13 protein-coding genes are annotated in these 15,426 nt (G+C 54.9%); 6 read left to right on the top strand and 7 right to left on the bottom strand.

Annotated elements, in window-relative coordinates; genetic code table 11:
• Positions 1-5: 5 nt before the first annotated feature.
• The 5 genes from M6D89_RS00860 to M6D89_RS00840 form a co-directional block, all read right to left on the bottom strand.
• A complete protein-coding gene (locus tag M6D89_RS00860; protein WP_253966140.1) occupies positions 6-401 on the bottom strand; it encodes a response regulator in 396 nt (131 codons plus the stop codon).
• 286 nt (positions 402-687) lie between these two features.
• A complete protein-coding gene (locus M6D89_RS00855) occupies positions 688-4,065 on the bottom strand; it encodes a PAS domain S-box protein (RefSeq protein ID WP_253966139.1) in 3,378 nt (1,125 codons plus the stop codon).
• Between the two features lie 144 nt (positions 4,066-4,209).
• The gene (locus M6D89_RS00850; protein ID WP_253966138.1) at positions 4,210-4,533 is read right to left on the bottom strand and encodes an RnfH family protein; all 324 of its coding nucleotides are present in this window, start codon (positions 4,531-4,533) and stop codon (positions 4,210-4,212) included.
• 16 nt (positions 4,534-4,549) lie between these two features.
• A complete protein-coding gene (locus M6D89_RS00845; protein ID WP_253966137.1) occupies positions 4,550-4,981 on the bottom strand; it encodes a type II toxin-antitoxin system RatA family toxin in 432 nt (143 codons plus the stop codon).
• A 2-nt stretch (positions 4,982-4,983) separates the two neighbouring features.
• Positions 4,984-6,354: a sodium-dependent transporter gene (locus tag M6D89_RS00840; RefSeq protein ID WP_253966136.1), complete on the bottom strand. Its 1,371-nt coding sequence runs from the start codon at positions 6,352-6,354 to the stop codon at positions 4,984-4,986.
• Between the two features lie 135 nt (positions 6,355-6,489).
• Between M6D89_RS00840 and smpB the strand changes: the two genes are divergently transcribed.
• Positions 6,490-6,972 (top strand): SsrA-binding protein SmpB, encoded by a 483-nt coding sequence (gene smpB / locus M6D89_RS00835; protein ID WP_253966135.1) that lies wholly within the window; start codon positions 6,490-6,492, stop codon positions 6,970-6,972.
• Between the two features lie 27 nt (positions 6,973-6,999).
• A complete protein-coding gene (locus M6D89_RS00830; protein WP_253966134.1) occupies positions 7,000-8,349 on the top strand; it encodes a sodium-dependent transporter in 1,350 nt (449 codons plus the stop codon).
• A gap of 81 nt (positions 8,350-8,430) precedes the next feature.
• Here the strand turns inward: M6D89_RS00830 and M6D89_RS00825 are convergent, their stop codons facing one another.
• Positions 8,431-9,489, bottom strand: a complete 1,059-nt coding sequence (locus M6D89_RS00825) for a transporter (protein WP_253966133.1) — start codon at positions 9,487-9,489, stop codon at positions 8,431-8,433.
• Positions 9,490-9,694: 205 nt separating this feature from the next.
• Between M6D89_RS00825 and M6D89_RS00820 the strand changes: the two genes are divergently transcribed.
• Together M6D89_RS00820 and M6D89_RS00815 are read left to right on the top strand one after the other, a co-directional pair.
• A complete protein-coding gene (locus M6D89_RS00820) occupies positions 9,695-10,288 on the top strand; it encodes a DUF4136 domain-containing protein (RefSeq protein ID WP_253966132.1) in 594 nt (197 codons plus the stop codon).
• Positions 10,289-10,355: 67 nt separating this feature from the next.
• Positions 10,356-10,946: a DUF4136 domain-containing protein gene (locus M6D89_RS00815; RefSeq protein WP_253966131.1), complete on the top strand. Its 591-nt coding sequence runs from the start codon at positions 10,356-10,358 to the stop codon at positions 10,944-10,946.
• A 63-nt stretch (positions 10,947-11,009) separates the two neighbouring features.
• On the opposite strand, the gene M6D89_RS00810 is transcribed toward M6D89_RS00815, so the two are convergent.
• Positions 11,010-12,200, bottom strand: a complete 1,191-nt coding sequence (locus tag M6D89_RS00810) for an MFS transporter (protein WP_253966130.1) — start codon at positions 12,198-12,200, stop codon at positions 11,010-11,012.
• A gap of 484 nt (positions 12,201-12,684) precedes the next feature.
• Between M6D89_RS00810 and atzF the strand changes: the two genes are divergently transcribed.
• The gene (atzF, locus tag M6D89_RS00805) at positions 12,685-14,460 is read left to right on the top strand and encodes an allophanate hydrolase (protein WP_253966129.1); all 1,776 of its coding nucleotides are present in this window, start codon (positions 12,685-12,687) and stop codon (positions 14,458-14,460) included.
• 223 nt (positions 14,461-14,683) lie between these two features.
• A complete protein-coding gene (locus M6D89_RS00800) occupies positions 14,684-15,352 on the top strand; it encodes a GntR family transcriptional regulator (RefSeq protein ID WP_253966128.1) in 669 nt (222 codons plus the stop codon).
• Positions 15,353-15,426 lie beyond the last annotated feature (74 nt).

The following is a 15,426-nucleotide window of genomic DNA, read 5'->3' as shown; positions in this document are numbered from 1 at the left end:
CACCGCTAGCGCTGAAGGCGATTCCAGATATCCTGTATCTGAACCGCCAGGGTTAAAGGATCAAAAGGCTTAGCAATCACATCGACCGCCCCCATGTTGATGTATTCGGCAACTTCGCCGGGCTGGACTTTGGCCGTCATAAATACGGCGGGAATCAGCTCAAAACCAGGCAACTCGCGCAGCTTTTGTAACACCTCCGGGCCATCCATCTCGGGCATCATGACATCCAGCAAGATTAAATCGGGGTGCTGCTGCTCGGCCGTTTTCAGCGCTTGACGGCCGGATTCACAGCTCAGCAGAGTAAAATCACCGACAGTTTCCAGCGCCAGCTCGGCAATAGCGCGAATATCCGGTTCATCTTCAACGTATAAAATGGTTTCTAAACGGCGGGGCATATTCATGAGTCAAGATCGATCCCTGTGCGAAAATTGTTTTAGCAGGCTGCTGAAAACCCTTACGTACTCAGACTTTCAGGCTGGCTCGTACTCGTCGTTGCCGCTTCGCAGGTGTGTGCCCACCCATCGAGAAGTGGCAACGACGAGTACGGGCCAGCCTGGAAGTCCCGCAGGGCGGTGCCTGAAGCGCACATCTGCCGCACCTTGCCTCTAGGAAAGGGAACCACCCTGTCCGTCGAGACAAGGCACGACAGCTGCACGCTTCAGGCCTCGCTGAGCATGCAAGGGTTTTTCAGCAGCCTGCTAACCAACGGTCAAGCCATAGTACCAAAGAATCGGTTAAACGCTCGCTCTTTTCCAGAAACCCCGATACCGACTGGCGCTGCGCGCGATTTAAACTGACCTGCGAGACAACCAGCACTGAGGGGTTACCATTCAGCTTAAGTGGTTCCAGCAAGCTCAAGCCATCACCATCGGGCAACAGGACGTCCAGCATGACCAAATCAAACACCTGTTCATGCAAAAGCTCTCGCGCCTCTGCCAGGTTTTCCACCTGCACCAACTCAAACGATTCCCCGGTAATAGCGGCAACCAAATCCAACATAAACCGGTCATCTTCGACCTGTAGTACGCGTGGTTTGACGTGCGGATCACCTGTGGCTGGCTGAGTCCCCACAGAGGCAGGCAAAGTCACATAAAAGCATGCGCCTTCACCCTCGCGGGAGGTAAAACCAATATGCCCCGACATTTTCTCTACTATTTGCTTGCTAATCGCCAACCCCAAACCGGTACCACCTTTACGCCGCGTACTGGAGGTATCTACCTGAGAGAACTTTTGAAAAATAAGGGGCTTAAATTGATCGGGAATGCCGGGGCCGGAATCAATCACGCTGATTTTCACCTGAGCGGGCTGCCATTCAACCCGCACGTTGACTTCTGCCCCGGCGGGCGAAAACTTAATCGCGTTAGATAACAGATTGGCCATGACTTGCTCGAAACGCACCGCATCAACATTGACAACAGCCGTACGTGAGCCGATCAACTGACGCAACGGCCTTTCATCCAAGGTTAGGGTTACCGATGCTTGCGAGGCAAAGGTAGTTAAATTCTCCAAAGCCCTTTCCAGTAGCGGGAGCAAGGTTTGATGACAACTGGCAAACGTCATTTTACCTGCTACCAATTTCTCCATATCCAACAGATCATTGACCAGAGCAATTAATCGCTCGCTGTTCGCGTGGGCAATGCTTGTCATTTTTACTTGCGCCTCACTAAGCCCGCCCAGGGTCCCGCTTTCCAGCAGCCGCAGGGCACCACTGATAGCGGTCAAGGGCGTGCGCAACTCGTGACTAACGATAGCGATAAACTCGTTTTTTAACTGCTCGATACGCTTTCTTTCGCTAATATCACGCACAATGGCAATATACTGCGACTCATTGTTGTGCGTAATCTCGGACAACGACAGTGCCATCGGAAAGGTTTCCCCTTGGCCACGCAAAGCGAGTATTTCACGCTCTGAGAATTCCGCGCTAGAGGATTCCCTCTGGGCATTATTCCAGGGCAAATTGACGGCCTCGTCGTCCTTCTCAACGGCTGCATTAATCAACGTATTGAAATTACGCCCGACCACATCGTCCGCATTAATCGCAAAAATCTTCTCAGCGGCAAGATTAAAGGTTTCAATATTACCGGTATCATTTACCACCACGATGCCATCAGCGGCGTTATCGAGAATCGCCTGGGTACGCTCGGCGTAGCTACGCAAGGCCTCCTCTTGGGTGCGCAACAAGGAGATATCTTGGGCAACGCCCAAATACCCCTCAAGCGCCCCTTTGTCATCGACGACCGCCGTAACACTAAGCTTTACCAATACCAGAGAACCGTCTCCACGCCTATAGTGCCACTCTTCTTCATCGGGTATTCCTTGTCGAGCCCGGTAAATTAAGGCGTCAAAGGGCGTCTCAACGTCGTCCTGCCCCTCGCGCCTCGCTTGCTCTATACGCGCCTCTATCTCTGCCGAACAGTGAAACCTTTCCACTGGCACCTTGCCAATGACCTCAGCGGCGCTATAGCCTAATAGCTTTTCCGCCCCCTGATTAAAAGTCCGGATGATGCCTTCGCGGTCAGTGGCAATAAAGGACACATTGGTTGCGTCTAAAATAGCTCGGCGCCAGCGGTCAGAGCTGCGCCGACTGGCTTCCGCTTCGACTTCATCGGTCACATCCCACAAGTAGCCATGCCAGATAACATCGCCATTTGAAAGTTTTTCCGGTTGGGTTTGCCCCCGCACCCAAATTAATCCCTTGCGAGGGTGATTAACCCTGTAGATATCGTTCCAGGTGGTCAAGTTTTCGGCTGACGACTTAATTTTCTCACCCACACGGGGAACGTCATCAGCGTGTATGCGGGCGAACACAGCTTCGGAGGACTGCTTAGCCTGCTCGGGAGTCACTCCGTAAATATCCTCTATACCGCGACTCGCGTAAGCGAAAAAACTACTGCCATCCGGGTGCATTTGAAATTGGCAAACACAGCCGGGCAAGCTGTCTGACAGTTTGCTAAATCGTGAGGATAATTCTCGATATTCGCGGTTGGCGAATTCCCGCTCCAGGGTCGCGCCCACCCAGCGGGCCATTAGCCTGACAAAGTCCAGCGCCTGCTCGCTAAAAGGTTGCGACTGCTTATGGGGGGATGAAAAGTTGAGTGTCCCATACAGCTGATCACCCACCCAAACCGGTGCGCCGATATAGGTTTCAAGCTGAGTACTGATATAGCAGGGGTGCTTAGCCAGGTTCGACTCGGCCACATGGTGATAGGCCAATACATCGCCGTAGCGTAACGTTTCGACGCAGAAACATTCGGGCAAGTGAAATTTTTGATTGTCTTTCAGAGTATCCGGGGGAGAGCATTGCACTAAAATCGTGTAGTCATTGCCCTCAATGTAACTGACGATACCCAGCGGCAACTCCAGATATTCGGCGCCTAACACTAAGCTTTGACGCAATAACTCTTTGGCCGAAGTACCCGGCAAAGAGGCAATGTCGTTTAGCTTTTTAAGCGCTTGCTGTTGTTTCTGCGCGATAAACTCGCCGCGCTTGCGCTCGTCAATGCGAGTATACACCCCGAGCATGGTCAAGGCCTTTCCATCGCGGTCGCGCTTTATCACCCGCCCCCGGGTAAGAAACCATACATACTCACCCGAGACCTCACGAATACGGTGTTCGTGCTCGAATAGCGGGGTATCCCCCTTTACATGAGCTAATAAGCGGGCATTACACTCCTCGATGTCATCGGGGTGAACCCTTTCGGTCCACTCCGCTTTGTCACCTTCCAGAGCCTCGGCCTGGTCCGCCCCCAACATATGCTTCCAGTGATCCGAGAAAGTGACTTCTCCGGCAAGGATATCCCACTGCCAATAGCCACTCTGACCATTTTCCAGCGCCAACTGTAAACATTCGCGAGTGCCATAGGCGACCTCGCTACTGTCTACCGATGGTGCAACTTGCCCGTTCTCGCTCGACCGGGGCAAGCCGACACGCCCAGACCAACGGCCCAGCAAGAAAATGAGAACTCCGGCAAACCCGGCCCCCAGATACGACCACAAACCCGACTCCTGCCGCAGCCCCAGCGCAAAACTGCCCAGACTCAGCAGCAAGAGAATTGCAGCGTACAACCATCTTATTATGGGTGGCGGGCCATATCCATGCATAAGGATTCTCTGATTCCAGCAATTAATCGGCTTAGGTAATCGCTTTTGGTAAAGCCTCTGGAAATATAGCAGTCGCCAAGCGACAGCACCCGACTATTTTTCAAGGCTTTATTTTTCCGTGCCCTTGGCTTTCTCGGCGCGGCGGCGGCGCACTTCTTTGGGGTCGGCCTTTAACGGGCGATATATCTCAACCCGGTCACCGCTTTGCAATTCATGCTCGCGCGGTGGCTTTAACCCTTTAACGCCCATAGCCTGGCCAAACAAGCCCATTTTGGCGGTATCCAAGTCAATTTCGGGAAATTCCTTAACAATACCCGAGCGCTCCGCCGCCTGAAACGCCGTGGTGCCGGGCTCTACTAATACTTCGATAATTTTTTGCCGATCGGGTAAGGCGTAGGCCACCTCGACGGTTATCAAATCCAAATCTGCCATTGCAATCTCTCGAACCTCAGCCGTGTATATGCCGCGCGCGATCGCACAGGGCGCGCACCTGTGAAGCGGCAATTTGCTCAAACATTTTATTCACCGCCATCGCCAGAAGCGGGTTTTTCAAACTAAACTCCAGCTCTAGGGTCACCTTGCACCCCTCGCCTGCGGGCTCAAAGCGCCACTGACCATCAAAACTGCGAAACGGGCCGTCCACCAAATGCATGGTCATACGATGCGGCGGCTGCAGCTGGTTGCGGGTGGTAAAACTTTGTGCAATACCGCCCACCCCCAACGACAGACGCGCCTCAAGCCAGCTGTCGCCGCGCGCGAGCACCTGAGCGCTCTGGCAGCCGTCCATATAATCCGGGTAGGCCTCGATATCATTCACTAACTCAAACATTTGCTCGCAGCTGTATTCCACCTCTGCCGAGCGCTCTATACGATGCCCCACATTTACCCCGTAAATTTATCCAATATACCCAACAAAAACACCACCAAAATCAGCGCCGGTGACACATAGCGAAGCACCCGCAACCAGCGTCCAAACCAGACGCCGGAATCCAGCTTCATCTCCCGTCGCAGCGGGCGTTTATTCATAAACCAACCCACGTACACCGCCATGGCTAAAGCGCCCAGCGGCAGCAAAACTTGCTCGGTAATAAACGCACTAAAATCAAACGGCGTCATCCCCGCCAGCAAATCCATATCTTGCCAACGGTTAAGAGAAAACACCGTGGTAAGTCCCAAAAGCCAGGCGCAGGAAACGACGAGCAAACTGGCCGAGACACGGTGAAAGCGAAAGCGCTCGGACAAATAGGCGACCACCGGCTCCAGCAGCGAAATGGTTGAACTCCAGGCCGCCACGGTAATAAGCAAAAAGAACACCGTGCCAAACACCGTCCCCAGTGGCATTGAGCCAAACACAATAGGCAAGCTAATGAACATTAAGCTCGGCCCGGCCCCCGGCTCGACCCCAGGGCTGGCAAAGACAATAGGGAATATCACCATGCCTGCCGTTAGAGCCACCAGGGTATCCAGGCAGCCCACCGTGAGTACGGTTTTCATAATGGAGGTTTTATGGGGCATATACGAGCCGTAGGCCATAATCGCCCCCATGCCCAAACTCAGGGTAAAAAAGGCATGGCCCAGCGCCAGCGACAAACCTTCCATGGATAAATCGCTAAAGCGGAAATTAAACAAAAATCCAAAGCCTGCGGAAAAGTCACCGGCATAGGCCGCATAGCCCAGCAATACAAATAACAACACGAACAACAGCGGCATTAAGATGCGCACCGCGGTTTCCAGACCACGGGTCACGCCGAACATAATAATCAGCGCCGTCATACATAAAAAGGCAGTCTGCCAGCGCACCAGTTTGCTGACATCCCCCTGCAAAGCGGAAAACGTGCTGGTGGCGGCATCGCCGTCAAACCCCGCAAAGCCCCCTCGGGCAGCGGTGGTGACATACTCGAGCGTCCAACCGGCAATCACACTGTAATAAGACAGAATAATAAAACCGGCGGCCACACTGCACCAGCCAATCAGGGTCCAGCCGCGGCTGTTACCCGACTCGCGGGCCACCTCACCCATGGCCATAATCGGGTTGGCGCGACCGCGCCGCCCCAGCATCACCTCGGCCACCATCACCGGCAGGCCGATCAGGCAAATACACAGCAAATACATCAGCACAAAGGCGCCGCCGCCGTTTTCGCCGGTAATGTAAGGAAACTTCCAAATGTTGCCGAGACCCACAGCAGACCCGGTAGCGGCCAGGATAAATGTGCCCCGACGCCCCCAAATCGCGTGTTGTTGTGCTCTTCTCACGCATTACTCCTTTCGTAAGGGAATAATGGAATTGTACCCGCAACTCAGCCCCGCAACAAAGCGGGCGCAGACACTCACCCAGATTGTCGTTATAATGCCCGGTCGCATCATTCACCGAGCTATTGTGATTTATTCATGGCGAAAAAACCGAAAAAGAAACCCGGCAGCAACACCATTGCACTCAACAAGAAAGCCAAGTTCGATTACCAGCTGCAAGATCGGCTGGAGGCTGGCATCTCGCTGCTGGGCTGGGAAGTCAAAAGTGCCCGCGCCGGCAAAGCGCAGCTGACCGACACCTACGTTATTTTCCAAAATGGTGAAGCCTGGCTAGTGGGCGCCCAGTTTGCGCCACTGCCCACGGTATCGACCCACTTTGTCGCCGAGCCCATGCGCTCGCGCAAACTGCTGATGCACGATCGCGAACTCGCCAAGTACCAACAAGCCGCCGAACAGAAAGGCTATACCGTGGTCGCCACCGCCATGTACTGGAAACAGCACCTGATCAAAGTGGAAATCGCCCTGGGTAAGGGTAAACAGATGCACGATAAGCGCGAAACCGAAAAAGAGCGCGACTGGAACCGCCAAAAGCAACGCTTGTTTCAGCACGACGCGAAATAGCCCCCAAACGGCCCCAGGATCAGCACTATGAACAAAGCGCGGGGACAGTTTTCCAGTAAGATCGGCTTTTTATTAGCCGCAGCTGGCTCAGCGGTGGGTCTGGGAAATATCTGGAGCTTTCCCACCCAGGCCGCCAGTAATGGGGGCGGCGCCTTTCTGCTTGTGTATCTGGTGCTGGCCTTTATCCTCGCCTACCCGGCCCTTATGGCCGAGCTGACCATTGGCCGTTATTCGCGCGCCAATGTCATTACCGCTCTCGAGGGGTTAAGCACCCATCGCCTGGGGCGCCGCGCGGGATGGCTCTGCGGTGTTGTCGCCGCGATGGTGGCGCTGTTAATTCTCAGCTTTTACGCCATCGTCGCCGGCTGGATGCTGGCCGAGTTTTTGACCCCCACCGCGCATACTCTGGGGCTAAACAATGCGGCGGACTGGCTGGGTTCCAACGCCATGGCGCGCAACCTAATGGTCTGCGCCATCATGTCAGTGCTGACCATCGCGATTATCGCGCGCGGCGTTGAAAAAGGCATTGAAGCCTGGTCTACGCGCTTAATGCCATTGCTGTTTGCCCTGCTGCTGGGGTTAATCATTTACGTATTTACCCAACCGGGCGCCGCCGATGGCTTAAAAGCCTACCTAATCCCTACCCCCGAGGATATTCTGGACCCGGCGTTAATTCTAAGCGCCATGGGACAGGCCTTTTTCTCGCTGTCGCTGGGTGTGGGTACCATGCTGATTTACGGCTCTTACTTGCGCGACACTGACAATTTGCCGCGCATGGGCGTTTCAGTCACCCTACTGGATACCGGCTTTGCCTTTACCGCCGGGCTGCTAATCCTACCCGCTATTTACGTGGCTCACGCCAAGGGGGTCGCGGTATTCGCCGATAGCGGCGCGCTGATCGGCGGGCCCGATTTAATCTTTCAGGTGCTGCCCGCCCTGTTCGACACCATGGGCGCCAGAGGCACCTGGTTATCCATTGCCTTTTTTGCCCTGATGAGCATTGCCGCCCTCACCTCGGCTATATCACTGCTCGAGGTACCGGTATCGGTGTGCGTAGAACGATGGGGGCTGTCACGCCCGGTCGCAGCCTGCCTGTCGGGCGGGGTTATTTTTGGTTTGAGCGCCATTATTGTCAGTCAGTTTGATGCGCTGTTTAATATCGTAGTCACCCTGACCACCGTGTACGGACAACCCCTGCTGGGTGTGGCCCTGTGCCTCTTTGCCGGCTGGGTCCTGCAGCGCAATCAGCTGCTAAAAGAGTTAAGCAAGGGCCACCCCGAAATCGAACAAACCGCCTTCTGGAAAATCTGGCCTTTTTATGTGCGCTTTATTTGCCCGGCGTTGATCCTGCTAACGTTTGTGCAGAGTTTGCGATAGTCGGTCTGATGACAGATGTCTGATGTCCGACGCTTTACCACTCGCCTCCGACATCAGACTTCAGACGTCCGACATCGCCAATCAAAACGCATAAGACAAACTAACGTTCACCCCATCATCCAATCCCAGCTGATAACCGTTGTAATCTTCCTCCACGCGGGTCATCCACTCGACGCCTAGCCTTACCCCGGCAAAGTCGCCACCGGTGACCACGGTGTTAATGCCGATTCCGGCATCCAGGAACTCACCGCCGTAGTTGGCCTGAATATCCGCCGGGCTGGAGTGGTTGTGAGGACCGTTGTAATGGCCGCTAATGGCATCCTGATCCGACCACTCCACACGAGCGGACAGACTTAACCAATCCACTAGGCGCAGTGCCCCCCAGGCGGTAGCGGCGTATTTGTCCCCCAGGGCATAGCCCGAATCGTTCTCGTCTTCCAGGCGGATAACCGCGCTGCCCTGGGCGCCCCAGCTGACAATGCCCGCCGTGCCTGTGTAGGTAGCTGAGGGGGTTAAGTCATAGGTGCCCGAGCCTATCTGCATACCGTAGTGCACAAAGGTGCCATCGGGGTTTTTGATATCAACTTTACCCGTGGGTAAATTAAGCCCCAAAGTAGTAATAAATTGGTGATTAGGATTGTTGGTCCAGTTATACAGGGCGCTAACGTTAGTATCCCCCCAGCCCGAGGTACCGTGACTGTGGTGCATGTCATGCGTACCGTGACCCGGCATCTCGTCCATGCCGTCCATATTATGGTGACCCTGGCCGTCCATTCCGGTCATTCCCATTTCCATATCCATGCGCATATACATGGGCATCAACATCAAGGTCAGGTTATCGGTGGGCGCATACATAATATCCAGCATAATCATTTCCATGGTCATGCCGGTGGCCATCATGCTGTAGCCTGCGGCCGCCAAATCGGCGGCCTCCACGGTGTCGCTGCCATAGTAGGTATCGCTGTAGCTGGTGCGCAGATAGCGGTAACCGGTCATTACCTCGCCCTTGGCGTGGGTATGGTCCGCCATTACCCCAGCCGGAGCGTGGGACTCGGGACGGGGCATGGATTCGTGGGCTGAGGCGCAAGTAGCCAGCGCCGCGGCGGCCAGAGGGGCCCATCGCAAAACCGTGAGTTGCATAGAAAACTGTCTCCTAAAAACCGATAAATACCAAAGCTGGCTATTGTACGGGCTGGGCCCGCCCTTAGGCTGTGACACATTGTCGCACACCGGCAAAAAATCTTGGGCCCCAATTGAACCCTTTGTCGCCACGGAACGTCTAAATACCGATATACTGTGGCAACAATCATGTTGGAACTGACTATTCAATAAGCAGGAGAAACCTATGCTTTCCACTCTAACCACCCGGCTACTGGTCACCTTGGGCGCCCTGCTCGTGCTGGCGGGCTGCGCCTCCAGCGGCCCCAAGATCAACAGCGATTTTGACCGCAACGCCGATTTTAGCGCCTACCAGACTTTCAGTTTTGTCGACCCTCTGGGTACCGACAAACACGGCTACTCCACCCTGGTGACTTCGCACTTTAAAGCTGCTGCGCGCGAGCAGATGGAATCACTGGGCTACACCTATACAGAAAATAACCCAGACCTGCTGGTAAACTTTTTCTCTAATACCGAGAACCGCACCGATGTGCGCACCTCGCCATCCATGACCGCCTCATACGGTTACTACGGCTATCGCTCGGGTTTGTATATGGGCTTTCCGGTCTACGGCACTGACACCGACACCATCCACTACAAGGTGGGCACCTTAAATATCGATGTGGTCGATGCCGCCGAAAAACGCCTTATCTGGGAAGGCGTCGCCGAAGGCAAACTAAGCAAAGAAGCCATGGAAAACCCCCGCGCGGCAATCCAAAGCGCGGTCAGCCAAATCTTCCAACGCTACCCCACCCGCTTAGCCGAACAGGCCGATCAGTAAACCAACTTTAGCGCGCCGTTATGCGGCGCGCGCACTTCCAACACTCGACACGGATACCCGAACATCTATGTTCTCGCAACTGCGCATTTCCACTGTAATTATCGCGGTAGCTTGTGCGCTGCTGCTGGCTTGCCAAAGCAACCCGCGCCCGCAGATTAGCCACCACCAGGATAAACAAGCAGATTTTAGTCAGTACCAGAGCTTTTCGTTGGCCGACGAGCCCGAGATTCAATTTTTCAGCGAAGCCAGCGGCAAACACTACAAAAGCGCTTTTGACCAAAGCATCATTGCCGCCATGGAAGCTAAAGGCTATCAGTATCAACAAAGCGACGGAGATCTGTACGTTAACTACCGCGCCGAAGTAGATAACGAACTCGACTCGTTTAATAACGCGATTCCCATCACCCCCACCCGCATGGGCTACTACCAGTCCTGGGCCTCGTGGTACAGCGGCCCCTTAACCCAGGAAACCGAAGGCGGCAACACGCGCATCAGCTACACCGGCGCTATTAATATCGATGTGGTGGACTGGTCTGAGAAACGCGCGGTCTGGCAGGGTGTTTATCAGAAAAAACTGGTCGAAAAAAATGCACAGGAAGCTGAAAAAATGATTGACCAAGCAGTGACAAAGGTACTGTCCAGTTTACCTAAACGTTAAAAAGCCTTACTTTTAGGGCGGCTTTCGCCGCCCTTTTGCTTTGCGCCAGCCATCCCCCCGCCCCTAAGCGCGCCGCTTTAACACGACCCAGCTCGTCACCAATAACAAAACTACCGGCACCAAACACGACAACACTTGCCAGCGCCAGCCAAACTGATACAGCACCCAACCCGCGCTTAAAGACGCCACTGCCTGCACCGCAAAAATCACAAAGTCATTGGCCGCCTGAACCTTAAACTTCTCGGCCGGACGATAAGCTCCAGGCAAAAGTGAAGTGCCCGATAAAAACAAAAAATTCCAGCCAATACCCAACAGAACCAGTGCGCCCCAGTAATGCATCAGGCTCACCCCGAGCAACCCCAGCGCTAACACCAGCGCGTACAAAACACTGCCCAGCAGCATCAAGCGCTGAACACCCAGCGATTTAAGCAATGCACCGGCAAACAGCGAGGGCACAAACATCGCCAGTAGGTGGCTTTGAATCACCCACTTGGCATCGGCCACCGAGTGGCCGTGCATCTCGTGCATACTGATGGGCGTTGAGGTCATTAGAAAACTCATAACCCCATAGCCGATTGCCGCAGCGGCCAGGGCCTGTAAAAACACTGGCTGAACAATAAGCGTACGCAAAGGCCGCGCGGGCTCGTCGATACTTTCTTGCGCAGTAGCCACCGCGCGAAAACGGGAAAACACCAGCGCGGCAAGCGCCATCACCACGGCAAGCAAGACAAAAGCACCCGTGTACTCGGCACTGCCGGGCCAACTGCGGCCCCACACAGCAAGCTCTGGCCCTAAAAACGCCGCGATAACCCCACTGAACATAATCACCGAGACCGCCGGCCCTGCCTGGGCGGCGGACACGGCCTCGAGCGCGGCAAAGCGAAACTGCTGGTAAAACGCCATGGCCGCGCCCAACAAAACGGCCGCGACCAGCAATAAGGTAAAGCTGGAGAACTGACAAGCGAAGGCCCCGGCAATGGCCCCTAAAAACGACAGCAGCAAGCCGACAAAACCACCACCACGGCGCCCCAGGTTTTGCATTAACCAGGCGGCAGGTAAAGTACTAAACGCCGTACCGGTGACCGCGAGCGCCAGTGGCAGAGTAGCAAGCTCGGGCTCGGGAGCCAGCTGCAAGCCAATCAAACCGCTGATCAACACCATCAACGGGATGGATGTCATCACCAATGCCAAGGTGGTAAATAACACCCACACATTGGCGGGTAAGGCACAGTAAACGGACCACCACTGTCTCATTAACAACTCCATTCTAAGGAGCCTCTGATCAAGTCCCCGGCGGTCTCTGCGCGAGTCAAAACGTTCACTCCGCAAGGCGCGCTTCGCAGGCAATGGCCATAGTCCTTGGCAAGAAGTGCAACACAGCGGATGGACGTTTTGGCCGCGCCCTTCGGGGCTTACAGAGCTTTCCGATCTCTGTGTTGGCTCACCTCACCGGGCCGTCAGCCCGCTTTCAGTTCGCCGCCTTGATCTCGAAAAGCTCTGTAAGCCAGAGGCCGCCGGGGACTTAATCAGAGGCTCCCCATTCTTTAATGCCCCATCATAACGCAGCTTTAGCCTGCAAGCTCAACAATGGGGCAACAACTTCGTGCCGCGGCAATGGGGCAATAGGTTACTCCCTCCGCAAACAAAGGTCTCGCGTAAAAACATACTGCTCATTTTAGTCTGGCATAAAATCTGCTGACAGATCTTGTATACAAGATTGTATTTCACAGGAGCCCCCATGACCCAAACCACAGCTTGGACCATCAGCGAGTGGCAGCACGCCTATAAATCTGGTGAGACAACCCCGACCGACGCCCTGCTGGCACTACGCAACTCCCTGGACCCACAGGACCCGGCCTGGATTTATATCCTGAGCGACAAGGAAATTGCGCAGCAAATCGATAATTTGCGCTCACCGACCGAGCAACCTTTGTACGGCATTCCTTTCGCACTTAAAGACAATATCGACGCCCAGGGCTTAACCACCACTGCCGCCTGCCCCGCATTTGGCTATACCGCTAACACCGATGCAAGCATTGTCGCCAAACTCAAGCAAGCGGGCGCCATATTGCTGGGCAAAACCAATCTGGATCAGTTTGCCACCGGCCTGGTAGGCACCCGGTCGCCCTACGGCGCCGTAGCCAACAGCTATAACCCGGACTATGTTTCCGGCGGTTCAAGCTCGGGCTCAGCAGTGACAGTCGCGCGCGGCTTGGTCCCCTTTAGCATCGGCACCGACACCGCAGGCTCTGGCCGGGTGCCGGCGGGCTTTAATAACATTGTCGGGCTCAAACCCACCAAGGGGCGCTTTAGTATTCACGGCGTGGTCCCCGCGTGTAAAAGCCTGGATTGCACCTCGGTGTTTGCCCTGAACGTGGAAGACGCCGAAACCGTCGCGGGCATTATTGAAGGCTTTGATCCGGCCGATGGCTACAGCCGCAAGCAGCCGCACCCGGCGCGTCTGTTGCCCGCACAGCCACGCTTTGGCATTCCTACCGAGCTGCCCTTTTTTGGTGACAGCGAGCAGGAAAAAGCCTGGCACAAAACCCTAAGCCAGCTGGAGCAGCAAGGCGTAGAACTGGTGCCGATGGATTTTAGCGATATGCAAACCCTGGCGCAGCTACTCTACGGCGGCCCCTGGGTGGCCGAACGCCACGCGGCGGTGGGCGAATTTATGCACGACCGCGCCGATAAGATGAACCCAGTGGTGCGCGGTATTATCGAACAGGCAAAGAACTTTAGCGCTACCGACGCCTACCGCGCCGAATACCGCCGAGCGGAACTGGTGCGCAGTATTCAGCAAGCCATGGCCAGCGTTGACGCCCTGCTGGTGCCGACCGCGCCGCGCCTGCCCACCATTGCCGAGGTCGAAGCCGACCCCGTGGCAGTCAACAGCCAATTGGGCACCTGGACCAACTTTGTCAATTTGGCCGACTGCAGCGCCCTGGCACTGCCGGCCGGTTTTCGCGATGACGGCCTGCCCTTTGGCATAACGCTGATTGCGCCCGCGTGGCAGGACACCGCCCTGGCCGAATTCGGTCGCCGCTGGCAGGCACAGCTGGGAGGCAAACGCGGGGCCACCGACGTTGATCTACCCCGCTCCACCAGTGAGACCAACATCCCCCAGGGGCATATTCGCCTGGCGGTGGTGGGCGCGCACTTAAGCGGCATGCCCCTCAACCGCCAGCTTACGGAACGCCAAGCACGCCTGGTGGAAGCCACCACAACCGCACCACAGTATCGACTTTACGCCCTACCCAATACGACGCCCCCCAAACCAGGTCTGGTTAAAACGGCGGACGGTGGCGAAATAGAAGTGGAACTGTGGGATATGCCTGTGGACCAGTTTGGCTCATTTGTCGCACTTATTCCCGCACCTTTGGGCATAGGTACATTAACCTTAAACGACGGTCGCGACGTCAAAGGGTTTATTTGCGAGAACGCCGCCACCGAGGGTGCCACCGACATTACTGAACTACGAGGTTGGCGCGCCTATATCAAAAGTATCACTTAGCCCCGACGACAGGGAGTGCCTTGCACCAAAAACAAGACCGTGCACCACACCTCGCCCCAAATGAGGGCGAGGCAAATTTCAAAAAATACTAAACCTGCTGCCGCGTTAAAGCATATCCTTTTAAATAAGCGCCTTTGCGACGCTTTTCCTACCCAAACCACCCTTGGCACAGTTTCTGCTGAATACCATCTTGCATACATGATGAGTGAATAAAGAGCCGTACGTGACCAGCAAAAGACAAAGTGTAACCGACCGGATTTACGACGCGCTCAAACAAGAGATTTTTGACTTTGCCCTACTGCCAGGCGACCGCTTTACCGAACAGGAAGTGGCCCAGCGCATGCAGGCAAGTCGCACTCCGGTGCGCGAAGCTCTGTCACGGTTGCAGCGAGATGGATTTGTCACTGTGATGTTTCGCGCGGGCTGGCAGGTAAAACCGTTTGATTTTGAAAAGTTTGATCAGCTGTATGAACTGAGAATTTTTCTGGAGCTGGCAGCGATTAAAAAGCTGTGCGAGCAGCAAGAAAGCCCCGCTCTGGACAGCTTAAAAAACTTTTGGCTAGTGCCGGTAAAAGACAGGCTTAGCCACGGGCCGACCGTTCGCGAACAAGACGAAGCATTCCATTGCCAGCTGGTGGAGGCCTGCGGCAACGAAGAAATGGCGAAAGTGCACCGCAACATTACCGAAAGACTGCGCATTATTCGCCGGATTGATTTTACTCAGGCACCTCGCATTGAAGCGACTTATAAAGAGCATGGAAAAATACTGCGCGCGATTATCAAGCGACGCACCCTTGAGGCCCAGCGTTTATTGCAGGCCCACATACTAGAAAGCCAAGCTGAAGTGCAAAAAATTACTCTGCACATGCTGCATCAGGCGCGGCAGACGTAAAAAGAGCATTACAAAAAACGGGAAGATGTAAGGACTTATCAAATCCTTAACAAGGAAGATTCTGGAAAGAACCA

This window comes from Gilvimarinus xylanilyticus, assembly GCF_024195295.1.
GTDB classification, from domain to species: domain Bacteria; phylum Pseudomonadota; class Gammaproteobacteria; order Pseudomonadales; family Cellvibrionaceae; genus Gilvimarinus; species Gilvimarinus xylanilyticus.
Note: the sequence above shows the minus strand (reverse complement) of the source record. Positions and strands in the feature narration are given on the sequence as shown.

Bases quoted from the DNA above. Each gene is read 5' to 3' on its own strand.
- M6D89_RS00860 (WP_253966140.1), bottom strand. From the start codon at position 401: ATGAATATGCCCCGCCGTTTAGAAACCATTTTATACGTTGAAGATGAA.
- M6D89_RS00825 (WP_253966133.1), bottom strand. From the start codon at position 9,489: ATGCAACTCACGGTTTTGCGATGGGCCCCTCTGGCCGCCGCGGCGCTG.
- M6D89_RS00815 (WP_253966131.1), top strand. From the start codon at position 10,356: ATGTTCTCGCAACTGCGCATTTCCACTGTAATTATCGCGGTAGCTTGT.
- M6D89_RS00850 (WP_253966138.1), bottom strand. From the start codon at position 4,533: ATGGCAGATTTGGATTTGATAACCGTCGAGGTGGCCTACGCCTTACCC.
- smpB (WP_253966135.1), top strand. From the start codon at position 6,490: ATGGCGAAAAAACCGAAAAAGAAACCCGGCAGCAACACCATTGCACTC.
- M6D89_RS00810 (WP_253966130.1), bottom strand. From the start codon at position 12,200: ATGAGACAGTGGTGGTCCGTTTACTGTGCCTTACCCGCCAATGTGTGG.
- M6D89_RS00820 (WP_253966132.1), top strand. From the start codon at position 9,695: ATGCTTTCCACTCTAACCACCCGGCTACTGGTCACCTTGGGCGCCCTG.
- atzF (WP_253966129.1), top strand. From the start codon at position 12,685: ATGACCCAAACCACAGCTTGGACCATCAGCGAGTGGCAGCACGCCTAT.
- M6D89_RS00830 (WP_253966134.1), top strand. From the start codon at position 7,000: ATGAACAAAGCGCGGGGACAGTTTTCCAGTAAGATCGGCTTTTTATTA.